The 23,861-nt window shown below is 42.9% G+C and carries 23 protein-coding genes and 1 pseudogene; 18 read left to right on the forward strand and 6 right to left on the reverse strand.

The genetic code is table 11. From position 1 onward, the window contains the following. Position 1: 1 nt before the first annotated feature. Positions 2 to 1,021 carry an alcohol dehydrogenase AdhP gene (adhP, locus tag B7697_RS01015; RefSeq protein WP_084949905.1) on the reverse strand — a complete coding sequence of 340 codons (1,020 nt, stop codon included), beginning with the start codon at positions 1,019 to 1,021 and terminating at the stop codon, positions 2 to 4. Positions 1,022 to 1,351: 330 nt separating this feature from the next. Next, the gene (locus B7697_RS01020) at positions 1,352 to 2,164 is read right to left on the reverse strand and encodes a Cof-type HAD-IIB family hydrolase (RefSeq protein ID WP_084949907.1); all 813 of its coding nucleotides are present in this window, start codon (positions 2,162 to 2,164) and stop codon (positions 1,352 to 1,354) included. A 189-nt stretch (positions 2,165 to 2,353) separates the two neighbouring features. On the opposite strand from B7697_RS01020, the gene B7697_RS01025 reads away from it, so the two are divergent. From B7697_RS01025 to folK, 6 genes are all read left to right on the forward strand, one after another. After that, positions 2,354 to 3,772: an NCS2 family permease gene (locus tag B7697_RS01025; protein ID WP_020900857.1), complete on the forward strand. Its 1,419-nt coding sequence runs from the start codon at positions 2,354 to 2,356 to the stop codon at positions 3,770 to 3,772. A gap of 52 nt (positions 3,773 to 3,824) precedes the next feature. Continuing rightward, on the forward strand, positions 3,825 to 4,532 hold the full coding sequence (locus tag B7697_RS01030) for a CPBP family intramembrane glutamic endopeptidase (protein WP_192851454.1): 708 nt from the start codon (positions 3,825 to 3,827) through the stop codon (positions 4,530 to 4,532). Between the two features lie 93 nt (positions 4,533 to 4,625). Next, positions 4,626 to 5,600 carry a dihydropteroate synthase gene (folP, locus tag B7697_RS01035; RefSeq protein WP_192851455.1) on the forward strand — a complete coding sequence of 325 codons (975 nt, stop codon included), beginning with the start codon at positions 4,626 to 4,628 and terminating at the stop codon, positions 5,598 to 5,600. A 1-nt stretch (position 5,601) separates the two neighbouring features. Then, positions 5,602 to 6,924, forward strand: a complete 1,323-nt coding sequence (locus B7697_RS01040) for a bifunctional folylpolyglutamate synthase/dihydrofolate synthase (protein WP_084949910.1) — start codon at positions 5,602 to 5,604, stop codon at positions 6,922 to 6,924. Beyond that, positions 6,905 to 7,459, forward strand: coding sequence for a GTP cyclohydrolase I FolE (gene folE, locus B7697_RS01045; RefSeq protein WP_084949912.1), 555 nt, complete (start codon positions 6,905 to 6,907; stop codon positions 7,457 to 7,459). Before B7697_RS01040 ends, folE begins: the two co-directional genes overlap by 20 nt. Positions 7,460 to 7,501: 42 nt before the next feature. After that, entirely contained in the window at positions 7,502 to 8,314 is an 813-nt protein-coding gene (gene folK / locus B7697_RS01050) for a 2-amino-4-hydroxy-6-hydroxymethyldihydropteridine diphosphokinase (RefSeq protein WP_084949914.1), read from the forward strand. 45 nt (positions 8,315 to 8,359) lie between these two features. Here the strand turns inward: folK and B7697_RS01055 are convergent, their stop codons facing one another. After that, on the reverse strand, positions 8,360 to 8,677 hold the full coding sequence (locus tag B7697_RS01055; protein ID WP_000886035.1) for a DUF960 domain-containing protein: 318 nt from the start codon (positions 8,675 to 8,677) through the stop codon (positions 8,360 to 8,362). Between the two features lie 235 nt (positions 8,678 to 8,912). Between B7697_RS01055 and ccpA the strand changes: the two genes are divergently transcribed. Further along, positions 8,913 to 9,923, forward strand: a complete 1,011-nt coding sequence (ccpA, locus tag B7697_RS01060; RefSeq protein ID WP_084949915.1) for a catabolite control protein A — start codon at positions 8,913 to 8,915, stop codon at positions 9,921 to 9,923. Positions 9,924 to 9,976: 53 nt separating this feature from the next. Here ccpA and B7697_RS01065 read toward each other — a convergent pair whose 3' ends face one another. After that, on the reverse strand, positions 9,977 to 10,939 hold the full coding sequence (locus B7697_RS01065) for an asparaginase (protein WP_084949917.1): 963 nt from the start codon (positions 10,937 to 10,939) through the stop codon (positions 9,977 to 9,979). Between the two features lie 65 nt (positions 10,940 to 11,004). Here B7697_RS01065 and B7697_RS01070 point away from each other — a divergent pair, with 65 nt between their 5' ends. Next, positions 11,005 to 12,393, forward strand: a complete 1,389-nt coding sequence (locus tag B7697_RS01070) for a Cof-type HAD-IIB family hydrolase (protein ID WP_084949919.1) — start codon at positions 11,005 to 11,007, stop codon at positions 12,391 to 12,393. A 31-nt stretch (positions 12,394 to 12,424) separates the two neighbouring features. On the opposite strand, the gene B7697_RS01075 is transcribed toward B7697_RS01070, so the two are convergent. After that, entirely contained in the window at positions 12,425 to 12,877 is a 453-nt protein-coding gene (locus B7697_RS01075) for a universal stress protein (RefSeq protein ID WP_000079154.1), read from the reverse strand. A gap of 161 nt (positions 12,878 to 13,038) precedes the next feature. On the opposite strand from B7697_RS01075, the gene B7697_RS01080 reads away from it, so the two are divergent. From B7697_RS01080 to B7697_RS01095, 4 genes are all read left to right on the forward strand, one after another. After that, positions 13,039 to 13,332: a hypothetical protein gene (locus B7697_RS01080; protein WP_192851456.1), complete on the forward strand. Its 294-nt coding sequence runs from the start codon at positions 13,039 to 13,041 to the stop codon at positions 13,330 to 13,332. A gap of 148 nt (positions 13,333 to 13,480) precedes the next feature. Continuing rightward, positions 13,481 to 14,695 carry a pyridoxal phosphate-dependent aminotransferase gene (locus B7697_RS01085; RefSeq protein WP_000666455.1) on the forward strand — a complete coding sequence of 405 codons (1,215 nt, stop codon included), beginning with the start codon at positions 13,481 to 13,483 and terminating at the stop codon, positions 14,693 to 14,695. Positions 14,696 to 14,839: 144 nt separating this feature from the next. After that, the gene (rpmH, locus tag B7697_RS01090) at positions 14,840 to 14,974 is read left to right on the forward strand and encodes a 50S ribosomal protein L34 (RefSeq protein ID WP_000831905.1); all 135 of its coding nucleotides are present in this window, start codon (positions 14,840 to 14,842) and stop codon (positions 14,972 to 14,974) included. A gap of 138 nt (positions 14,975 to 15,112) precedes the next feature. Continuing rightward, positions 15,113 to 17,077: a peptide ABC transporter substrate-binding protein gene (locus B7697_RS01095; RefSeq protein ID WP_084926988.1), complete on the forward strand. Its 1,965-nt coding sequence runs from the start codon at positions 15,113 to 15,115 to the stop codon at positions 17,075 to 17,077. 331 nt (positions 17,078 to 17,408) lie between these two features. On the opposite strand, the pseudogene B7697_RS01105 reads toward B7697_RS01095, so the two are convergent. Continuing rightward, positions 17,409 to 19,254 (reverse strand): annotated as a pseudogene (locus B7697_RS01105) (APC family permease). 157 nt (positions 19,255 to 19,411) lie between these two features. Here B7697_RS01105 and B7697_RS01110 point away from each other — a divergent pair. The 6 genes from B7697_RS01110 to B7697_RS01135 all read left to right on the forward strand — a co-directional run bounded on the left by B7697_RS01110 (position 19,412) and on the right by B7697_RS01135 (position 23,860). Beyond that, positions 19,412 to 20,185, forward strand: coding sequence for a TatD family hydrolase (locus B7697_RS01110; RefSeq protein ID WP_084949920.1), 774 nt, complete (start codon positions 19,412 to 19,414; stop codon positions 20,183 to 20,185). After that, positions 20,185 to 20,751: a ribonuclease M5 gene (rnmV, locus tag B7697_RS01115; RefSeq protein ID WP_049502254.1), complete on the forward strand. Its 567-nt coding sequence runs from the start codon at positions 20,185 to 20,187 to the stop codon at positions 20,749 to 20,751. The genes B7697_RS01110 and rnmV overlap by 1 nt, the downstream gene beginning before the upstream one ends. A gap of 64 nt (positions 20,752 to 20,815) precedes the next feature. Beyond that, positions 20,816 to 21,688 carry a 16S rRNA (adenine(1518)-N(6)/adenine(1519)-N(6))-dimethyltransferase RsmA gene (rsmA, locus tag B7697_RS01120; protein ID WP_001216850.1) on the forward strand — a complete coding sequence of 291 codons (873 nt, stop codon included), beginning with the start codon at positions 20,816 to 20,818 and terminating at the stop codon, positions 21,686 to 21,688. A 1-nt stretch (position 21,689) separates the two neighbouring features. Further along, complete coding sequence (gene rsgA, locus B7697_RS01125) at positions 21,690 to 22,568, forward strand: ribosome small subunit-dependent GTPase A (protein WP_084949922.1); 879 nt, start codon at positions 21,690 to 21,692, stop codon at positions 22,566 to 22,568. 10 nt (positions 22,569 to 22,578) lie between these two features. Continuing rightward, positions 22,579 to 23,235 (forward strand): ribulose-phosphate 3-epimerase, encoded by a 657-nt coding sequence (gene rpe, locus B7697_RS01130; RefSeq protein WP_084949923.1) that lies wholly within the window; start codon positions 22,579 to 22,581, stop codon positions 23,233 to 23,235. Beyond that, the gene (locus B7697_RS01135) at positions 23,198 to 23,860 is read left to right on the forward strand and encodes a thiamine diphosphokinase (protein WP_084949925.1); all 663 of its coding nucleotides are present in this window, start codon (positions 23,198 to 23,200) and stop codon (positions 23,858 to 23,860) included. Before rpe ends, B7697_RS01135 begins: the two co-directional genes overlap by 38 nt. Position 23,861 lies beyond the last annotated feature (1 nt).

Consider the following 23,861-nt stretch of genomic DNA (forward strand, 5'->3'; position numbering starts at 1 on the left):
ATTAGTGGGTGAAGTCGAGTACCATACGTCCTTGGATTTGACCTTTTTCCATTTCGTCGAAAATGGCTACGGCATCTTCTATTGGACGTTTTTGAACAACTGGAACTACTAAACCTTCTGCACCGAATTGGAAGGCTTCTTCCAAGTCTTTACGAGTTCCTACAAGAGAACCGATGACTTGGATTCCATCTAGAACGGTTTTTACGATGCTGAGTTCCATCATTTCAGAAGGAAGGCCGACAGCGACGACGCGACCACCAGCACGAACTGAGTCAACAGCCTGGTTGAAGGCAACTTTAGACACAGCAGTTACGACAGCTGAATGAGCTCCACCATCTGTTTTTTCCTTGATGAGTCCAGGTACATCTTTAACTTCTAGGCCGTTAATAACAATGTCAGCACCTACTTCTTTTGCAAGGGCAAGTTTGTCGTTATTGATATCAACGGCGATGACATGAGCATTGAATACTTTTTTAGCATATTGAACAGCCAGGTTACCAAGTCCACCAGCACCGTAAAGAACAACCCATTGACCTGGTTCAACTTTTGCTTCTTTTATAGCTTTATAGGTTGTTACACCAGCACATGTGATAGAAGAGGCTTGGGCTGGATCAAGTCCGTCAGGAACTTTAACAGCATAGTCTGCAGTTACAATACATTGTTCAGCCATACCACCATCTACCGAGTAGCCAGCATTTTTCACTGTACGGCAAAGGGTTTCGCGACCAGTTGTACAGTATTCGCAAGTGCCACATCCTTCAAAGAACCAAGCAACGCTGACACGGTCGCCAACTTTAAGACTCTTAACATCTGGTGCAATCTCTTTAACGATACCAACACCTTCGTGTCCAAGAACACGTCCTGGTACCTGACCGAAGTCGCCATGAGCAACGTGAAGGTCAGTGTGGCAAACACCACAGTATTCAATTTCTACAAGTGCTTCCCCAGTTTCAAGTGGACGGAGTACTTTTTCTTCAATAGCAACACCAGTGCTTTCTGGATTTACAACAACAGCTTTCATAGCTATCCTCCTTGATATTGACCGAGAACAGGGACAACGGGACTGGATTGATTTTGTGTCAACAGAGTCGAGTGTGACGAGCTCTCTTGTATTTATATGTGAAGTATATCACAAAAGAAAGCCTTTTCCAAGGTTTTGGAGGCAAAAAATAGAACAATCGATTAACTGGTTGATGAGACTGTGAAAAGAACACAAAGACCAGCCCGCAAGCTGGTCATACTCTTCGAAAATCAAATTCAAACCACGTCAGCTTCGCCTTGCCGTACTCAAGTACTGCCTACGGCTAGCTTCCTAGTTTGCTCTTTGATTTTCATTGAGTATCAGTATGGACTATAAGAATAAGTCTTGCAGGGTTTTGGCAACCCCGTCTTGGTCATTTGTCAAGGAAATTTGCTCATCTGCATAGGGGAGTAGCTCTGGGTTGGCATTTTTCATTGCATAACCTTTCCCAGCAAAAGCTAGCATTTCGGTATCATTGTGTTCATCTCCAAAGGCAATCAAATCCTTTTTATCGCGGTTCATTACCTTGAGCAAGTAGTCCAAAGCAAAGGCCTTGTTGACTCCTTTTGGGGTACACTCAAGGATATTGAGCGGACCACCCCAGGTATTGATAGACAATTGATGCTGGTAGAAGGCGTTCATTTCTTTTGCCAGGGCATACTTGTCACTGGCTCTGGTTTGCAACAGAATACAGTTAGGATTCTTGGTCACCAATTCAGGCTGAAATTGATTTTCAGGCTGGAAAGCTTCTACACCAAATAGTTTGGGATTGGCAATTTCTTCATTAGGATTTGTAATGTAGAATTTTTTACGATATTCTCCAGCGATAAAATCGGCTTGAATATCCTCTGAACGTTGAACCATATCTAAAAGGTATTTTTTGTCTACCGTCAAACACTTTTCAAAGTCCCAAACCTGGTCTGGTAAATGAGTGAGGGAGCCGTTGAAATTAATCATAGGAGTGTTTAAGCTTAGTTCACGGTAAAAATCTTTTGACATGCGGTAAGGGCGACCTGTCGTGATAATAACCTGATGGCCTTTTTCAGTAACTTTTTTAATGGTTTCTTTGGTAAAGTCAGAAATTTGACTGTCTGAGTTGAGCAGGGTTCCATCCAGGTCAACTGCAATAATTTTCTTCGTCATATGGACCTTTCTAGTGTCTTTTCAGATAAGATGTCTACTATTATAGCAGAAAGCAGGCAGAAAAGCAGATTCGAAACAAAAAATGAAATTTCATCAAATTCTTAAATAAATCAAACAAAGATATTGAAAAAGTGAATGATAAATGATATAATTCTATTATTGTTCGTAAAAATTAAAAGGAGATTGATAATGGACAAATTATTTAAACTAAAAGAGAACGGTACAGACGTTCGTACAGAGGTTCTCGCTGGTTTAACAACTTTCTTTGCAATGAGTTATATTCTCTTTGTAAACCCACAAATTCTTTCGCAAACAGGAATGCCTGCTCAGGGTGTCTTCCTTGCAACGATTATTGGTGCAGTTGCTGGTACCCTGATGATGGCCTTCTACGCCAACTTGCCATATGCTCAAGCGCCAGGTATGGGACTCAATGCCTTCTTTACCTTTACAGTCGTATTTGGACTCGGTTATTCATGGCAAGAAGCCTTGGCTATGGTCTTCATCTGTGGGGTTATCTCATTGATTATTACCTTGACAAATGTTCGTAAAATGATCATTGAATCGATTCCAAACGCCCTTCGCTCAGCTATTTCAGCTGGTATCGGTGTCTTTCTTGCCTACGTGGGAATTAAGAATGCTGGACTTTTGAAATTCTCTATCGATCCAGGGAACTACACGGTTGCAGGAGAAGGGGCTGATAAGGCTCAAGCAGCGATTACAGCAAATGCTTCAGCAGTTCCGGGATTGGTCAGCTTTAATAATCCAGCTGTTTTGGTGGCTCTTGCAGGACTTGCCATTACGATCTTCTTTGTTATTAAAGGAATTAAAGGAGGAATTATCCTCTCTATCTTGACAACAACTGTTCTTGCTATTGCAGTTGGTTTGGTAGATTTGTCTAGTATCGATTTTGCTAATAACCACGTTGGTGCAGCCTTTGAAGACTTGAAGACAGTCTTTGGTGCAGCTCTTGGTTCAGAAGGTTTGGGAGCTTTGATTTCAGATACAGCTCGCTTGCCTGAAACTCTGATGGCCATTCTTGCCTTCTCATTGACAGATATTTTTGACACAATTGGTACCTTGATTGGTACGGGTGAAAAAGTTGGTATCGTAGCAACAAATGGTGAAAATCATCAATCAGCTAAGTTGGACAAGGCTCTTTATTCAGACTTGATTGGTACTTCAATTGGTGCTATCGCTGGTACTTCAAACGTAACGACTTATGTTGAGTCTGCTGCTGGTATTGGTGCAGGTGGACGTACTGGTTTGACAGCCTTGGTTGTAGCTATCTGTTTTGCGATCTCAAGCTTCTTTAGTCCACTTCTAGCGATTGTACCAACAGCCGCTACAGCTCCAATCTTGATTATCGTTGGGATTATGATGTTGGCTAGCTTGAAAAATATCCATTGGGACGATATGTCTGAAGCGGTTCCTGCTTTCTTCACATCTATCTTTATGGGATTCAGCTACTCTATCACTCAAGGGATTGCAGTTGGTTTCTTGACTTACACTTTGACTAAGCTTGTCAAAGGTCAAGCTAAAGATGTTCATGTAATGATTTGGATTTTGGATGCCTTGTTTATCCTTAACTACATCAGCATGGCCTTATAATAGGATAACCCAGGGGGAATTTCCCCCTTTTTTAATACAAAGGAGATAGGTGATGAAAGAGAAAAGTATCTGGAAAGAATTATTGAATCGTGCAGGTTGGCTGTTAATCTTTCTGCTAGCGACAATTTTATATCAGATTCCTATAGGGGTTACTGCTATTTTAACCTTAAGAGAAGTACCGCTATTACAGTCAGGACTGATAGTTGCTGGTATTTCGATTGTGGTTCTGGTGCTATTTATTATTGGAGCTCGTAAAACGCAATTAGCAAGTTTTAATTTTTCTTTTTTTAGAGCTAAGGATTTGGCACGCTTGGGCTTGAGTTATTTAGTCATTATCTGTTCAAATATACTTGGTTCTATCTTGTTGCAACTGTCAAATGAGACGACAACAGGTAACCAGTCTCAGATTAACGATATGGTTCAGAATAGTTCTCTGATTTCCAGTTTCTTCTTGTTGGCCTTGCTTGCTCCAATTTGTGAGGAAATCTTGTGCCGTGGGATTGTTCCTAAAAAGATTTTCCGAGGCAAGGAAAATTTGGGATTTGTAGTCGGTACGGTTGTGTTTGCTTTATTGCATCAACCAAGTAATTTACCTTCTTTATTGATTTATGGAGGTATGTCGATCGTTCTATCTTGGACGGCTTACAAGACCCAACGTTTGGAAATGTCTATCTTACTTCACATGATTGTGAATGGGGTTGCTTTCTGTTTGTTGGCTCTCGTGGTGATTTTGAGTCGGACATTAGGAATCTCTGTTTAAGATTTTTGACAATTGCTTACTTGTTTCTACTGGGAAAAAGATGAATGCAATCGTGTCCATCTTTTTCTTTTTATGGTAAAATAGAGAAATAATATGGTGAAAAGCCTTGAGGGAGTGACAGATATGTCAAGTAAAGCCAATCATGCAAAGACAGCTATTTGCGGAATTATCAATGTAACCCCAGACTCCTTTTCGGACGGTGGTCAATTTTTTGCTCTTGAGCAAGCACTCCAGCAGGCTCGTAAATTGATAGCAGAAGGGGCTAGTATGCTAGATATCGGCGGAGAATCGACTCGGCCGGGAAGCAGCTATGTTGAGATAGAAGAGGAAATCCAGCGTGTTGTTCCAGTGATTAAAGCGATTCGCAAGGAAAGTGATGTCCTCATCTCTATTGATACTTGGAAGAGTCAGGTAGCAGAGGCTGCTTTGGCTGCTGGTGCCAATCTAGTCAATGATATCACTGGTTTCATGGGTGATGAGAAAATGGCGGATGTGGTTGCTAAGGCTGGAGCGAAGGTGATCATCATGTTTAATCCCGTTATGGCTCGACCTCAGCATCCTAGCTCGCTCATATTTCCTCATTTTGGCTTTGGTCAGGCTTTTACAGTGGAGGAGTTAGATGGCTTTGAAAAATTGCCAATCGAAGACTTGATGGAGGCTTTCTTTTACAGAGCCTTAGCGAGAGCAGAGGAAGCTGGGATTGCACAAGAGAATATCCTGTTGGATCCAGGAATTGGCTTTGGTCTGACCAAGAAAGAAAATCTGCTTCTTTTACGTGACCTGGATAAACTAAATCAGAAGGGGTATCCAATCTTTCTCGGAGTATCGCGCAAGCGGTTTGTCATCAATATCCTTGAAGAAAATGGTTTTGAAGTCAATCCTGAGACAGAACCTGGTTTCCGTAATCGAGATACGGCTTCGGCTCATGTAACTAGTATCGCTGCGCGACAGGGTGTGGAAGTGGTACGAGTGCATGACGTAGCTAGTCACAGGATGGCGGTTGAAATTGCCTCCGCTATTCGTCTGGCTGATGAAGCGGAAAATCTAGATTTAAAACAATACAAATAAGATGAAAGAAATTGAAAACAATCAGTGGATTGCTAACTACCGGACGGACCAACCGCATTTTGGCTTGGAACGAATGGAGGAACTATTAGCTTTGCGTGGCAATCCCCATCTCAAACTCAAGGTCATCCATATCGGAGGGACCAATGGCAAGGGTTCGACCATTGCTTTTTTGAAAAAGATGCTAGAAAAGCTAGGGCTGAGAGTTGGCGTGTTTAGCTCGCCCTATCTCATTCATTATACAGACCAGATTAGCATCAATGGGGAATCTATCCCAGAGGCTAGACTAGAAGCCCTCATGGCAGACTATCAGTCTTTGCTTGAGGGGGAATCGGCTGCCAATTTGGAGGGGACAACTGAGTTTGAGATTATCACAGCCATAGCCTATGACTACTTTGCTTCAGAGCAAGTAGATGTGGCTATCATGGAAGTCGGCATGGGTGGGCTTTTAGATAGTACCAATGTCTGTCAGCCCATTTTGACAGGAATTACGACTATTGGACTGGATCATGTGGCCCTACTTGGTGATACCTTGGAAGCCATAGCAGAGCAGAAGGCAGGTATTATCAAACAAGGGATTCCCTTGGTGACAGGTCATATTGTTCCTGAAGCCTTGACTGTGATAGACTCTATTGCAGAGGCTAAAAATGCGCCGAGACTTGCCTATGGGAGTGATTACCAGGTTCGTCATCAAGAAAGCGTGGTAGCGGGCGAAGTCTTTGACTATACAAGTGTTGTCAGACAAGGTCGCTTCCAGACTGGCCTGCTTGGTTTGTACCAAATAGAGAATGCTGGGATGGCTATAGCTTTACTTGATAATTATTGTCAAGAAGATGGTCGAGAGCAAGCAAGCAATCACTTGCTGACTCAAGCCTTGGAAGAAACAAGTTGGCCAGGGCGTTTGGAAATCGTGTCAAGAGAACCCTTGATGATTTTGGATGGAGCCCACAATCCCCATGCTATCAAGGCTTTATTGACAACCTTGCAAGAACGCTTTGCGGATTATCGTAAGGAAATCCTCTTTACTTGTATCAAAACCAAGGCTTTGGAGGATATGTTAGACTTGCTGGGGGCCATGCCAGATACCGAGCTTACTCTGACACATTTTGACGATAGTCGGGCGACTGATGAAAGCGTGCTGGAAGAGGCAGCTAAGTCTAGAAATCTCAGCTACCAAGGTTGGCAGGATTTTCTAGAGCAGAAATTGACAGATAAAAAAGAAGAGAAACAAACAGTTAGGATTGTCACGGGTTCCTTGTATTTCTTGAGCCAAGTGAGAGCCTATCTGATGGAGAGGAAGAACGAAAATGGATACACAAAAGATTGAAGCAGCTGTAAAAATGATTATCGAGGCCGTCGGAGAGGACGCTAACCGTGAGGGCTTGCAGGAAACACCTGCTCGTGTGGCTCGTATGTACCAAGAGATTTTTTCAGGTCTTGGTCAAACAGCGGAGGAACATTTGTCAAAATCCTTTGAGATTATTGATGATAATATGGTGGTAGAAAAGGACATCTTTTTCCATACTATGTGTGAACACCACTTTCTACCATTTTATGGGAGAGCACATATTGCCTACATTCCAGATGGTCGTGTGGCAGGTTTGTCTAAGCTAGCCCGTACGGTTGAAGTTTATTCTAAAAAACCACAAATTCAAGAACGTTTGAATATCGAAGTGGCCGACGCCTTGATGGACTATCTAGGTGCTAAAGGAGCCTTTGTTGTCATTGAGGCGGAACATATGTGTATGAGCATGCGTGGTGTCAGAAAACCAGGCACTACAACCTTGACGACAGTAGCTCGTGGTCTATTTGAAACAGATAAGGACCTCCGAGACCAGGCTTATCGTTTAATGGGACTATAAAAAGAATCCGCTTTGGGCGGATTTTTCTAGAAAGGAATCATTATGGATCAACTACAGATTAAGGATTTGGAAATTTTTGCCTATCATGGTCTTTTTCCTAGTGAGAAAGAATTGGGGCAGAAGTTTGTCGTTTCAGCCATCTTATCTTATGATATGACCAAGGCGGCTACAGACTTGGATTTGACAGCCTCTGTCCATTACGGAGAATTGTGTCAGCAGTGGACGACATGGTTTCAGGAAACGAGTGAAGATTTAATTGAAACGGTAGCTTATAAACTGGTAGAACGTACTTTTGAGACCTATCCTCTTGTCCAAGAAATTAAGCTGGAACTGAAAAAACCTTGGGCGCCAGTGCATTTGCCACTAGATACTTGCTCGGTAACCATTCATCGCCGCAAGCAACGAGCCTTTATCGCCCTAGGAAGCAATATGGGAGATAAACAAGCAAATTTGAAACAAGCCATTGATAAACTGCGAGCTTGTGGCATCCATATTCTCAAAGAGTCCAGTGTCTTAGCGACGGAGCCTTGGGGTGGTGTGGAGCAAGATAGCTTTGCTAATCAAGTGGTTGAGGTGGAAACCTGGTTGCCCGCCCCAGTTCTATTAGAGACCTTGTTAGCCATTGAGTCAGAGATGGGACGGGTGAGAGAAGTACATTGGGGGCCTCGTTTGATTGATTTGGACTTGCTCTTTGTGGAGGACCAGGTCCTTTATACAGATGACCTTATTTTGCCCCATCCTTACATAGCGGAACGCCTTTTTGTTCTTGAGTCTCTACAAGAAATTGCGCCTCATTTTATCCATCCGACATTAAAGCAACCGATCCGCAACTTGTATAATGCTTTGAAACAATAGAAAAAACTCTAGTTTTCAGTCGCTTGTAACTGAAGGCTAGAGTTTTTAAAATAGGTCATTTTCTTCTGGGAGGAGGATAGTTTCTCTACCGTCCATATCTAAAACCAGGACTCTCGGGGGATAAAGAGGGTCAAAGGGATGGTTAAAATCAAAATCAATGGCTGTAGGGAGGTGTTGACTTGAGAAGTGGAAGGTAATTTTTCCTTGGTTATTGAGCAATTGAAACTCAAGTTCTTCTTCCAATTCAAAGACATTTTTTAAGAAGTGGTCGATGATATACCAAAAAGAGTCAATAACGTCATCAGGCAAGCTGGTAACAATGCCAAAACTAGCCGATCGCATGTGGGTATTGGTAAAAGCCATATTTCTACCCCCTTTCTTTCCCTTATCATACAGCAAATAGGATTAAAAATCAAGAAAAGGTGATTTTTTCTTCATAAACATAGCTTCCTATGAAATTTTTTCAAATAATCTTCAAAAAACGCTTGAAAGTGTTTACAAATAGTGATAAAATGGAATAAGTGGAATCATGAAAACGAAATTTTCATACCGTCTCTTTTTTGGAGTCTCGTGAGGTATGATATAGAAAGGAAATGGAATGAATACAGACGATACAGTAACGATTTATGATGTCGCCCGTGAAGCAGGAGTTTCAATGGCGACGGTTAGCCGTGTAGTCAATGGCAATAAGAATGTAAAAGAGAATACTCGTAAAAAAGTACTTGAGGTGATTGATCGTTTGGATTACCGTCCAAATGCTGTGGCGCGTGGTCTTGCAAGTAAAAAGACAACCACTGTCGGTGTGGTGATCCCAAATATTACCAATGGTTATTTCTCAACGCTTGCCAAAGGAATTGATGATATCGCTGAAATGTACAAGTACAATATTGTCCTTGCTAATAGTGATGAGGACGATGACAAGGAAGTTTCAGTTGTCAATACACTATTTTCTAAGCAAGTGGATGGTATCATCTTTATGGGCTACCACTTGACTGAAAAAATTCGTTCAGAGTTTTCTCGTTCTCGAACACCAGTTGTTCTTGCAGGAACAGTAGATGTGGAGCACCAACTTCCAAGTGTTAATATTGACTACAAACAAGCAACGATTGATGCAGTGACCTACCTTGCTAAAGAAAATGAGCGCATTGCTTTCGTTAGCGGTCCATTAGTGGATGACATCAATGGTAAGGTTCGTTTGGTTGGCTACAAGGAAGCCTTGAAAAAAGCAGGGATTTCTTATAGCGAAGGATTGGTATTTGAGTCTAAATACACTTATGAAGATGGCTATGCCTTGGCAGATCGCTTGATTTCATCAAACGCAACTGCAGCAGTTGTAACAGGTGATGAATTGGCAGCAGGTGTCTTGAACGGCCTTGCTGATAAGGGTGTGTCAGTACCAGAAGAATTTGAAATCATTACTAGTGATGATTCACAAGTCTCACGCTTTACCCGTCCAAACTTGACCACTATTGCCCAACCTCTTTATGACCTTGGCGCCATTAGTATGCGTATGTTGACTAAGATTATGCACAAGGAAGAGTTGGAAGAACGTGAAGTTCTCTTACCTCATGGTTTGACAGAACGTCGCTCAACACGAAAACGTAAATAGAAAAAATCAGGGAATCGTGCAGATTTCCTGATTTTGCTTTCTGGAGAAGAGACTTACCCTTCCATATAGTCTTTCAAAGCCTGTCCGGTTAGTCCGGCATTGAGGGCAATGAGGAGTTTCAAGCGGGCTTTTTGGGCATTGAGTTCTTTAACAAAGAAGACACCTGCCTTTTGCAACTGCACGCCCCCACCTTGGTAGGCATAAACAGGTTCTGCAATACCGTTAAAGCATCGTGAAACAAGGGCGACTGGGATTCCTTGTTGCAGAAGGCTTTCTAATTTTTGAGCCGTTTCTTTGGGAACATTACCAGCCCCGAAGGCTTGGATAATCAAACCGTCCAATTGTTCCAAATCCAGCATATCAATCAGCTCATCTGTCATACCAGCATAAGCCGAGATGATAGGGACCAATCCTTGTATGTGATCAAGGTCAAAGCGAACACGAGGTTCAGCTGTTTTGAAGTAGAGGATTTCCCGCTTCGTAATCAGACCAAGTGGCCCATGTGTTGGGGTCTGGAAGGTGCCGACGTTGGTCGTATGTGTTTTGGTGACATATTTGGCAGCATGGATTTCATCGTTCATAACGACCAAAACTCCTTTGTCAGCAGCCCTGTCATCGCTAGCCACTCGTAAAGCACTCAGATAATTATAAACACCGTCACTTCCGAGTTCGTTGGAGCTGCGCATGGCACCTGTTAGAACGATAGGTATATGGGGAACTTCCATGGTATCAAGGAAATAGGCTGTTTCCTCTAAAGTATCGGTCCCGTGTGTGATCACCACTCCATCGTAGTTATCTGCTTCATCTTTGATTTTTTGGTAGAGGGCCAGCATATGCTTGGGTTTGATATGGGGGCTTGGCAGGTTAAAAAAGTCCAAGGCGTGGACTTGGATTCCTTCAAGAGGATTGGACACATGGTTCATGGGATTATCTGAACTCGTCACAACAGCGCCAGAAGCATCGGCCTGCATGGAAATAGTTCCACCCGTATGTAAAACAAGGATTTTCTTAGGCATGATTTACTCACTCTTTCTGAAATGTGGTATAATCATTGTATCACAAAAGGGGAGATTGGGATAGGATGGAAGTCAAAGCTGTTTTTTTTGATATCGATGGAACCTTGGTTAACGATCGCAAGAGTGTTTTGAAATCCACTAAGGACGCGATTAAGATTGTCAAAGAACAAGGGGTGCTAGTTGGTGTAGCGACAGGGCGAGGACCTTTTTTTGTTAAGGAATTGATGGACGATTTGGATCTGGACTTTGCGGTAACCTACAATGGCCAGTATATCTTTACTAAAGACAGAGTCTTGTTCACGAGCCCAATTTCCAAGTTACATTTGCGCCAGCTCATTACGTATGCTAAAAAAGAGGGCAAGGAGATTGCCCTAGGGACCAAGGATGCTATGCTGGGTTCTAAAATCATGTCCTTTGGTCTGGGTTCTTTTTCCCAACGAATCAGTCGCTTCGTTCCCTCTGTTTTAACTCGGACAGTGAGTTATTCCTTTAATCGTATGGTCAGCAAGGTTGTTCCCCAAAAGGAAGAAGACCTGCTTGATCTAATGAATCAGCCTATCTACCAAGTCTTGATGCTGATGACGCCAGAAGAATCTGAGAAGGCAGCAGCTGATTTTGAAGACTTGAAATTGACACGTAGCAATCCTTTTGCAGCGGATGTCATCAATCAAGGAAATTCTAAATTGGAAGGCATTCGACGAGTTGGGAAAGAATATGGTTTTGACCTCAACCAAGTGATGGCCTTTGGTGATTCGGATAACGACCTTGAAATGCTGGCTGGTGTCGGTATGTCAGTTGCTATGGGAAATGGTAGTAGCAGTGTCAAGGAAGTTGCCAAACACATCACCACCAGCAATCAGCAAGACGGAATCCACAAGGCCCTGGAACATTTTGGTGTTCTGGCCTCAGAAAAAGTCTTTGTAAGCCGTGACTATCATTTCAATAAGGTCAAGACCTTCCACCACATGATGGATGAACGAACTCAAGAAGAACCTCGAGCTTGGGATTTAGAAGGTGCAACCCACAGGGCTAGCTTTAAAATAGAAGAATTGGTGGAATTTGTTCGAGCTGCCAGCCCTTCTGAAGAGGACTTTGGTCAAGCTGTATCGCAACTTCATCAAGCTCTTGATAAGGCAGCAGATAAGGTATCCAAGAAGACACCTGCACAGCAAGATTTGGTAGGGCAGGTGGATGCCTTGATCGACACGCTTTACTTCACCTACGGTAGTTTTGTCTTGATGGGGGTGGACCCAGAACGTATTTTTGACATTGTCCATCAGGCCAATATGGGGAAAATTTTCCCAGATGGCAAGGCTCATTTTGATCCAGTGACCCATAAAATCTTAAAACCAGATGATTGGGAAGAAAAATATGCTCCAGAACCTGCTATTAAAAAGGAACTGCAGCGCCAACTCAAGGCTTATGAACGCCATAAAGAGAGAAATGAACAGTAAAAAAGGAGCTCTGGGCTCCTTTTCTTTGTAATTATAAGGTTTTTTCTTGTTCTCTCACAACCAGCAAATCGACCTTAGCATGGCGGAGAATGTATTCAGATGAAGAGCCAACCAAGAGGCGTTCAAAGGCGTTGAGACCAGTTGCGCCAACGAGGATGAGGTCCACTTCCTCAGCATCTGGAATAGTACGTGCTAGTAGGGTCTTTGGATTTCCCATTTCAATAACGATGTGAACATCTGCCACACCAGCATCTTTAGCACGTTTTTCGTACTCTTTCATCAGACTTTCAGCGTCAACTTGGAGTTCTTCGTAAACTTCAGCATCAAAGGTGGATACGCTTTGGAGAGCGCGTGTGTCAATGACATGTACGATGGTGAGTTTAGCGTCGTTTCGTAGAGCAGAATGAACTCCTTTGACAAAAGCCAAGTCCGCTTCTTTAGAACCATCGATTGCGACCATGATATTTTGGTAACGTTGTGCCATAATGAAACCTCCTGAAATTTTCTTACTATCATTGTAAACCTTTTCACTATAGAAGTAAAGCAAAAAAAGTATTTTTTAAAAGAATGTTAGCGCTTAAAATCTATATAAATATATGATAAAATCAAAGAAAGGATAGCAAGAAAGAAGTGAAGGGAGGGAGAATGATGAACAGTTCTTTTCAAAAATCAAATTTCCTTTATTATGGAATTATCCTAGTTTCAGTCTTGGTAGAAGTTATCATGATTTGGCAATTAGAGAGACTGATCCCCCTTCTTTATCCAGGGTTTATCGGTTTTTTAGTCTTTCATGTACTCTACCATCTGTTCTTATTCCTAGTTGCAAAACGAAGTGGGCGCTGGGGTTATTTGATGATATGGGGGCTCTTCCTCATGTTTAATTTTCTCTATGACTCCTTTCTAGGCTTGCTTTTTCTAGGTTTATCTTTTGGTATGTGATGTGTCTTTGCAAAACACTATCTCCCCTATTTCCTCGCTTTTAGTGAGGGTTTTCTTCTATACGAACTTAGTAACACATTTCAGTAAACTTGTCGCATTCTCTTTCTAGTGGTATAATGTTACTATCCTGATGAATTGAGGAAACAAGATGAAAGAATATAACAAGTCTAGTAAGTTAGAGCACGTTGCTTATGATATCCGTGGTCCTGTTTTGGAAGAAGCCATGCGGATGCGAGCAAATGGAGAAAAGATTTTACGTCTGAATACAGGAAATCCAGCAGAATTTGGCTTTACAGCGCCAGACGAGGTCATTCATGACTTGATTATGAATGCGCGTGATAGTGAAGGTTATTCTGACTCCAAAGGGATTTTCTCAGCCCGTAAGGCCATCATGCAGTATTGCCAATTGAAGAAATTCCCAAACGTGGATATTGATGATATCTACCTTGGAAATGGTGTTAGTGAGTTGATTGTCATGTCCATGCAGGGACTTTTGGATAATGGGGACGAGGTTTTGGTACCAATGCCAGACTATCCTCTCTGGACAGCCGCTGTCAGCCTAGCTGGGGGAAATGCTGTTCACTATATCTGTGATGAAGCCGCAGAATGGTACCCAGATATTGACGATATCAAGTCAAAAATCACTTCTAATACCAAGGCAATCGTCCTTATCAATCCAAACAACCCAACTGGGGCCCTTTATCCGAAGGAACTTTTGCTGGAGATTATTGAGATTGCCCGTCAAAACGATTTGATTATCTTTGCGGATGAAATCTATGACCGCATGGTTATGGATGGACATGTGCATACGCCTGTGGCTAGTTTGGCACCAGATGTTTTCTGTGTCAGCATGAATGGTCTGTCAAAATCTCACCGTATCGCTGGTTTTCGTGTAGGTTGGATGGTCTTATCTGGACCTAAGACACACGTCAAGGGCTATATTGAAGGTCTCAATATGCTGTCCAATATGCGTCTTTGCTCTAACGTTTTGGCCCAACAAGTCGTACAAACTTCCTTGGGTGGTCACCAGTCAGTCGATGAATTGCTTCTTCCTGGTGGACGAATCTATGAGCAAAGAAACTTCATCTACAATGCTATTCAAGATATTCCAGGCTTGTCTGCCGTTAAACCCAAGGCGGGACTCTATATCTTCCCGAAAATCGACCGCAACATGTACCGTATCGATGATGATGAGCAGTTTGTCCTTGATTTCTTGAAGCAGGAAAAGGTTCTCTTGGTTCATGGTCGAGGCTTTAACTGGCAGGAACCAGACCACTTCCGTATAGTTTACCTTCCTCGTGTTGATGAACTGGCCCAAATCCAAGAAAAGATGACTCGTTTCTTGAAACAGTATCGTAGATAGGGCTTACATTCGAAAAAGCTGGAAACATTTGCCTAGGGCTATTGACAAAAGTGAAAGAATCAGATAGAATAGTAAAGTATGTTTAGTAACTGATCACTTTATAGCCGGCTAAACGAATACAAAATCTATGAGGAGGTATTCATCGTGAAACGTACTTATCAACCAAGTAAACTTCGTCGTGCGCGCAAACACGGATTCCGTAACCGTATGTCAACTAAAAACGGTCGTCGCGTATTGGCAGCTCGTCGTCGTAAAGGACGCAAAGTTTTGGCTGCATAATCCAAACGAATTATATCAAAAATCAGTAGGAACTCGAGTCTACTGATTTTTATTTTTGTAAAAAAAGTTAAAAAGGCTTTATATTTTTGCTCAAATAGTGTATAATATTTCACATACTGTAAAAAATGGAGAATAATCATGAAGAAATCAAAAGTTATGCTTTTTGGAGCTATGGCTTTGACAGCAGGTCTAGCTCTAGCGGCATGTGGGGCATCCCAATCAAGCAATGCAGACAAGACTTACTCTTATATCTTTGTCAATAACCCAGATACCTTGGATTATATTACCTCTACACGAGACTCTACATCTAGTATCACAACCAACTTGGTTGATGGTTTGTTGGAAAATGACCAGTATGGCAATCTCATCCCGTCTATGGCTGAGTCATGGACAGTGTCAAAAGATGGTTTGACCTACACTTATAAGATTCGTCAGGGAGCTAAATGGTACACTTCTGAAGGAGAAGAGTATGCGGATGTAACAGCTCATGACTTTGTGACTGGTCTTAAGTATGCGGCTGATAAAAAGGCTGAAAACTTGTACTTGGTACAAGATTCTATCAAGGGTCTAGCAGACTATGTTGAAGGGAAATCATCTGATTTTGCAACTGTTGGTGTTAAGGCGGTGGATGATTACACGCTACAATATACTCTCAACCAACCTGAGACTTATTGGAACTCTAAAACAACAGCAAGTATTCTTAGTCCTGTAAATGAAGCTTTCTTGAAGTCTAAGGGAGATGACTTTGGAAGTGTGACACCATCAAGTATCTTGTCAAATGGTCCTTACTTGTTTAAGTCCTTCACATCAAAATCTTTGATTGAGTTTGATAAAAACCCTAACTACTGGGATAAGGACAATGTCAAAATTGAGAAAGTGAAACTTTCTTTCTTTGATGGTTCTGACCAAGACAGCATTGCAAGAGGCTTCTTGGATGGTAACTATACTGATGGTCGTATCTTCCCAACAAGTTCAGTCTTTGCTGAACTCAAGAAGGGGAATGAGGACAAGATTACCTACACACCACAAAACTCAGTTACTTTCTATTATCTTTTCAACGTTAATCGTCAAAGCTACAAGCAAACTATGAAACAGTCTGATAAGGAAAAGACAGATTCACGCGCAGCTATGCAAAATAAAGATTTCCGTCAAGCTATCAACTTTGCCTTTGACCGTCATGCTTATGCAGCACAGACAAATGGCGAAGATGGAGCAGACCGTATCTTGCGTAATACAGTAACACCAAGTAACTTTGTCCAAGTTGGTGATAAGAACTTTGGTGATATTGTTAATGAGAAAATTGTCAACTACGGTAAAGATTGGGCAAATATCAACCTAAACGATGGTAAGCAAGCCTTCTTGAATCCTGAAAAGGCCAAAGAGAAGTTTGCGAAGGCCAAAGAAAGTCTGCAAGCTCAGGGAGTAACTTTCCCAATTCATTTGGATATGCCAGTTGACCAGACTGCTAAGTTAGATGTGCAACAGGCCGGTTCTTTCAAACAAACAGTGGAAGAAACCCTTGGTAAGGAGAATGTGGTCATCGATGTTATCCAACTATCTCCAGATGAAAAAGACCAAGCAACCTACTTTGCAGATACAGCAGAACAAAAGGACTACGATATCGACATCTCAGGATGGGGTGGAGATTACTCAGATCCTAAGACTTACCTAGATATCCTTGATCCAGAGACAGGTTCTCAGTTGAAAAACATGGGCTTGTCTGAAGGGAAAGATAAGGAAGTTAAGGACAAGATTGGTCTTGCTGACTATAAGAAACTCTTGGATCAGGCAGACGCAGAAATCACAGATACTCAAGCCCGCTATGAAAAATATGCTGAAGCCCAAGCTTGGTTGACAGATAGTGCCCTCTTCCTACCAGTTCAAAGTGGTGGAGCTAACCCAATCTTCCGTAAGACTGTACCGTTTACAGGACCATTCTCATTCGTTGGTCATAAGGGAAATGCGGACAACTACAAATATGTTGAATTGCAAAAAGAGCCAGTCACTGCTAAACAGTACCAAGAACTCTATGAAAAATGGCTGAAAGAAAAAGCTGAGTCAAATAAAAAAGCTCAGGAAGATTTAGCTAACCACATTCAATGATATTCCTAGTCATGCTTTTCAGTTAATACTCTTCGAAAATCTCTTCAAACCACGTCAGCGTTGCCTTACCGTAGGTATGTTACTGACTTCGTCAGTTCTATCCACAACCTCAAAACAGTGTTTTGAGCTGACTTCGTCAGTTCTATCTGCAACCTCAAAACAGTGTTTTGAGCTGACTTCGTCAGTTTCATCTACGACCTCAAAGCAGTGCTTTGAGCAGCCTGCGGCTAGCTTCCTAGTTTGCTCTTTGATTTTCATTGAGTATAAGCATAGTGAATGGATTCAGAAAAAGGCCTTACCAGAGCTTCTTGCTTCTGGTAGGGCCTTTTCTTTATTCTTTTAAGTGATAGGAATAGCTAGCGACAACGACGTCTTGGTGCCAACGAAGGGCGTATTTGAGTTTGAGACTCATCTGATTGTGTAGGATATTTTGCCAAGGTTTATTAGGGATAAACTGGGGTACCAGAACAGTGACTGTATAGTTCTTTTTCTGGGCATCCTCAGAGATTCGTTTGACATACTTGACAGTAGGGGTGATGATGTCGCGGTAGCTGGTCTTGATGTTCTTCAGAGTAATGGTTGGGAAGTAATCGGCAAATTCTTGGAGAATTTCTTGGTCTTTCTCTGCTGTTTCCTTAGTAGAAATGTGCATGGCTAAGACTTCATCACCGATACTTTGAGCGTAGTTAATGGCTCCGACGCTAACTCGGGTGACATTTCCTACTAGGACGAGGACAAGATTGCCATCGTAGGTACGTTTTTCGATGCCTTCATAGAGACGTAGTTGTTGGGCCACTTTTTGGTAATGACTGTGAATGGCCAAGAAAAGTAGGGTGAGTACGAGAATAATCGGGAAGAAAGGCCAGATATCACTGAGACGGAAAAAGAGCAGGATGAGCACGATAGCGTAGCAAATGATGGCCCCAAGGATTATTGGCAAGGGCAGGTTTTAAGAAATTTGCCCCCTTTTCTTTTTTCCAATGGCGAATCATCCCAGTCTGAGAAAGGGCAAAGGGAACGAAGACCCCGATAGTATAAAGAGGAATCAAACGTTCGGTATTGCCATTAAAAATGAGAAGAAGAATCATAGCCCCAAAGGCCAGAGTTAAAATTCCATTAGAGTAGCCTAGGCGGTCTCCTTTTTCCATAAAGAGGTGGGGCATGTATTTGTTTTTAGCCATATTGTAGGCCAGCATAGGGAAGGCTGAAAAACCAGTATTTGCAGCTATGGCCAAAATCAAGGCTGTGGAGAATTGGAAGGTATAATAGCCAAGGTGGCCTAAGAAGGAATTACCAAGGATGCCTTGAGCCATTTGTGAAAGAATAGTTTCTCCATGTTGAGGCAGAATCCCCATCCAGTAGTTTAGGAAGGTGATACCAGCAAAAAGAAAACCTAAAATCAGTGACATGATGGTCAAGGTCTGAGCGGCATTCTTTTCTTTTGGAGCCTTGAAAAAGGGAACGGCATTTGAAATAGCTTCAACCCCTGTCAGAGAGGCAGATCCGCTGGTAAAAGCTCTTAGAATGAGAACGATAGACAGATTCGGTACAGCATGTCCGATAGGAGAAGTCGCCTGATAGCTGAGAGAACCTGTCGCTAGTTGAAAAATTCCATAGAGCAAGAGAAAGACAGTACTGATGATAAAGAGATAGACAGGAATCATCAGTGAACTGGCAGATTCTTTCAACCCCCGTAAGTTCAAAAGCATGAGCAAGCAAACCAGAAAAATGGAGATGTGGAGGTTGTAAGGGTGGAGAGCAGGGAGAGCTGCTGTGATAGCATCAGCTCCAGATGATACCGATACTGCCACAGTCAGCATGTAGTCAACCAGCAGACTACCTCCAGCAATCAAGCCTAGCTCGGGCGATAGATTTTCTCGAGTAACCATATAGGCCCCTCCTCCTTGAGGGTAGGCGTGGATGATTTGACGGTAGGAAACAGTCAGACTGGCCAGGAGTAGGAGGACAAAAAGGCCGATAGGAAGGCTCCACCATATAGCAAGTGGAGAGAGACTAGCCAAGACGAGGACTACTTGCTCAGGCCCATAGGCAATGGAAGATAGAGCGTCGCTTGACAACATGGCTAGTGCCTGCATTTTTCCCAGTAGTCCCCCTTCGCCTTCTGTTAAGGACTTAAGAGGACGACCGATAAAGGTCTGTTTTAATTTTGTAAACATGGTATTTTCCTTTTCTGAAAATTTCAATAAGTGCTATTATACTGCTTTGGAAAAATAGCGTCAAGAGACGACGATGGATTTTAGAATATTTTTTACAGATGAGGAGAGAGGTCAGTTTTTTTGCTATAATAGAAGATAGAAAACGAGGTTAGAAGAGATGATTTTTGATACACATACACACTTGAATGTAGAAGAATTTGCTGGTCGTGAGGCAGAAGAAATTGCCTTGGCTGCGGAGATGGGTGTGACACAGATGAATATTGTTGGTTTTGATGAACCAACGATTGAGCGTGCTTTGGAGTTGGTGGATGAGTACGACCAACTCTACGCAACCATTGGTTGGCATCCTACAGAAGCTGGTACTTATACAGAGGAGATTGAAGCCTACTTGCTTGACAAGCTCAAGCATCCAAAGGTAGTTGCCTTGGGTGAGATTGGTTTGGACTACCATTGGATGACAGCGCCAAAAGAGGTGCAGGAGCAGGTTTTTCGCCGTCAGATTCAGTTATCTAAGGACTTGGATTTACCTTTTGTTGTCCATACTCGTGATGCGCTGGAAGATACCTATGAGATTATCAAAAGTGAGGGCGTTGGTCCTCGTGGTGGGATTATGCACTCATTTTCAGGGACTCTTGAGTGGGCAGAGAAGTTTGTCGCGCTTGGCATGACTATTTCCTTCTCAGGAGTGGTGACTTTTAAGAAGGCCACCGACATCCAAGAGGCGGCTAGAGAACTTCCTTTGGACAAGATTTTGGTGGAAACGGATGCTCCCTACTTGGCTCCTGTTCCTAAACGGGGTCGTGAAAATAAAACAGCCTACACTCGCTATGTAGTGGACTTTATCGCTGACTTGCGTGGCATGACGGCAGAAGAGCTAGCGGCGATAACAACTGCAAATGCAGAACGAATTTTTGGATTGGACAGCAAGTAATGAAAGAGAAAATTTCCCAAGTTATCGTGGTTGAAGGTCGCGATGATACGGCCAATCTCAAACGTTATTTCGATGTAGAGACCTATGAGACACGAGGTTCTGCCATCAATGAGCAAGATATTGCACGTATTCAGCGTCTACACCAACGCCATGGAGTCATTGTCTTTACAGACCCAGATTTTAATGGGGAGCGGATTCGTCGCATGATTATGACGGCCATTCCAACAGTTCAGCATGCCTTCCTCAAACGAGATGAAGCTGTCCCCAAGTCCAAGACCAAGGGCCGTTCTCTGGGAATTGAGCATGCCAGCTATGAAGACCTGAAAACGGCTCTAGCTCAGATTACAGAACAATTTGAACATGAGAGTCAGTTTGATATCAGTCGTAGCGACTTGATTCGCCTTGGTTTTCTAGCGGGAGCAGATAGCCGTAAGCGAAGAGAATATCTAGGAGAAGCTCTCCGAATTGGCTATTCCAACGGCAAGCAACTCTTGAAACGCCTAGAACTATTTGGAGTAACCTTGGTGGAAGTGGAAGAAGCTATGAAATCTTATGAGAACAGCTAAGCAGACCCCAAATGTAAGGGGAATGTGTTACAATAGAAGTAACAGATAATAGAAAAGAGAATAGATGAGAATTGCAGATTACAGCGTGACCAAGGCAGTGCTGGAGCGTCACGGTTTTACCTTTAAAAAATCCTTCGGGCAAAATTTCTTGACGGATACCAATATTCTTCAAAAAATCGTGGATACGGCTGAGATTGATGACCAGGTTAATGTCATCGAAATCGGGCCAGGGATTGGTGCCTTGACGGAGTTTTTGGCTGAGCGTGCAGCAGAAGTTATGGCCTTTGAGATCGACCACCGTTTGGTGCCTATTTTGGCAGATACCTTGCGTGATTTTGACAATGTGACCGTAGTCAACGAGGATATTCTCAAGGTTAATTTGGCGCAACATATCCAGAATTTTAAAAATCCTGACCTGCCAATCAAGGTAGTAGCTAACTTACCATACTACATCACGACACCTATTCTCATGCACTTGATTGAAAGTGGCATTCCGTTTAGTGAGTTTGTCGTCATGATGCAAAAAGAAGTGGCGGACCGCATTTCAGCTCAACCGAATACCAAGGCTTATGGTAGCTTGTCGATTGCGGTTCAGTACTACATGACTGCCAAGGTTGCCTTCATCGTGCCTCGTACGGTCTTTGTGCCAGCGCCAAATGTGGATTCGGCCATCTTGAAAATGGTGCGTCGTCCAGAGCCAGCCGTAGCAGTGGAAGACGAGAACTTCTTCTTTAAGGTTTCCAAGGCTAGTTTTACCCATCGCCGCAAGACCTTGTGGAATAACTTGACAGGTTACTTTGGCAAGACTGAAGAGGTCAAGGACAAGCTGACCAAGGCTTTGGATCAAGCAGGCTTGTCACCAAGTGTACGTGGGGAAGCTCTCAGCTTGGCAGAGTTTGCTAGCCTAGCAGACGCACTTAAAGGGCAAGGACTCTAAGATGCAGGGACAAATCATTAAAGCCTTGGCAGGCTTCTACTATGTAGAAAGTGAGGGCAAGGTGTATCAAACACGAGCGCGTGGAAATTTCCGTAAAAAAGGTCATACCCCTTACGTTGGGGACTGGGTCGACTTTTCTGCCGAAGAAAATTCAGAAGGCTATATCCTCAAGATTCACGAACGCAAAAATAGCCTAGTCCGTCCGCCCATTGTCAATATTGACCAAGCTGTAGTAATCATGTCCGTCAAGGAACCTGATTTTAACAGCAATTTGCTGGATCGTTTCTTGGTTCTTTTGGAACACAAGGGAATCCATCCCATCGTTTATATTTCTAAAATGGATTTGTTGGAAGATAGAGAAGAACTGGATTTTTATGAACAGACTTATGGTGATATCGGCTATGACTTTGTGACCAGTAAAGAGGAACTCCTGCCCTTGTTAACAGGTAAGATTACAGTCTTTATGGGGCAGACAGGTGTTGGGAAATCAACTCTTCTCAATAAAATCGCACCAGACCTCAATCTTGAAACAGGAGAAATTTCAGACAGTCTGGGTCGCGGGCGCCACACTACTCGAGCTGTTAGTTTTTACAACCTCAATGGGGGTAAAATCGCAGATACACCGGGCTTTTCATCCTTGGACTATGAAGTATCAACGGCGGAAGACCTTAATCAGGCCTTTCCAGAGATTGCTAGTGTCAGCCGAGATTGTAAGTTCCGTACTTGTACCCATACCCATGAGCCGTCTTGCGCAGTTAAGCCAGCTGTAGAAGAAGGAATTATTGCCACCTTCCGTTTTGACAACTACCTGCAATTCCTCAGTGAGATTGAAAATCGCAGAGAAACTTATAAAAAAGTCAGCAAAAAAATTCCAAAATAAGGAGAAACCTATGTCTCAATACAAGATTGCTCCGTCAATTCTGGCAGCAGATTATGCCAACTTTGAACGTGAAATCAAACGCCTAGAAGCAACTGGGGCAGAATATGCCCATATCGATATCATGGATGGTCACTTTGTGCCACAAATCAGTTTTGGTGCAGGTGTGGTCGAAGCTCTTCGCCCTCATAGCAAGATGGTCTTTGACTGCCACTTGATGGTAGCTAATCCAGAGCATCATTTAGAGGATTTTGCGCGTGCAGGTGCGGATATTATCAGCATCCATGTGGAAGCAACGAATCATATTCATGGTGCCCTCCAAAAAATTCGTTCACTCGGTGTTAAGCCATCAGTTGTCATCAATCCTGGTACGCCTGTTGAAGCTATCAAGCACGTGCTTCACCTAGTTGACCAAGTTTTAGTTATGACAGTTAACCCTGGCTTCGGTGGTCAAGCCTTTCTGCCAGAAACTATGGATAAAGTCCGTGAGTTGGTTGCCCTTCGTGATGAAAAAGGCTTGAACTTTGAAATCGAAGTGGATGGCGGGATTGATGATCAAACTATTGCTCAAGCCAAAGAAGCTGGTGCGACCGTTTTTGTAGCAGGTTCCTATGTCTTTAAGGGAGATGTCAATGAGCGAGTACAAACTCTCAGAAAACAACTGGACTAGGGTTGCCGTTTTTGCAGGAGGAGACCGCGGTCATTATCGGACGGACTTTGATAGTTTTGTCGGTGTGGATCGAGGCTCGCTCTGGGTCTTGGAGGAAAATCTACCTCTTGCTTTAGCGGTTGGAGATTTTGATTCTGTAACCGCAGAAGAGCGACAGGTGATTCAAAAACGTGCCCAGCATTTTGTCCAAGCCCGACCAGAAAAAGATGATACAGATTTGGAATTGGCTCTCTTAACCATCTTCGAGCAAAATCCTCAGGCTGAGGTCACTATTTTCGGTGCTTTGGGTGGCCGTATTGATCACATGCTGGCTAACGTCTTTCTACCTAGCAATCCCAAGTTGGCTCCCTATATGCGTCAGATAGCGATTGAGGATGGGCAAAATTTGATTGCCTATTGTCCAGAAGGAACCAGTCAGCTAGAACCTCGTTCAGACTACGATTATCTAGCTTTTATGCCGGTTCGAGATAGCCAGCTTACCATTCTCGGAGCCAAGTATGAGTTGACAGAGGACAATTTTTTCTTTAAAAAAGTGTACACTTCTAACGAATATATAGATAGGGAAGTTTCGGTGACTTGCCCAGATGGCTATGTGGTCGTGCTGCATAGCAAGGACAGGAGGTAGG

The sequence above is a fragment of the Streptococcus mitis genome, assembly GCF_002096895.1.
Taxonomy (GTDB): Bacteria; Bacillota; Bacilli; order Lactobacillales; family Streptococcaceae; genus Streptococcus; species Streptococcus mitis_AH.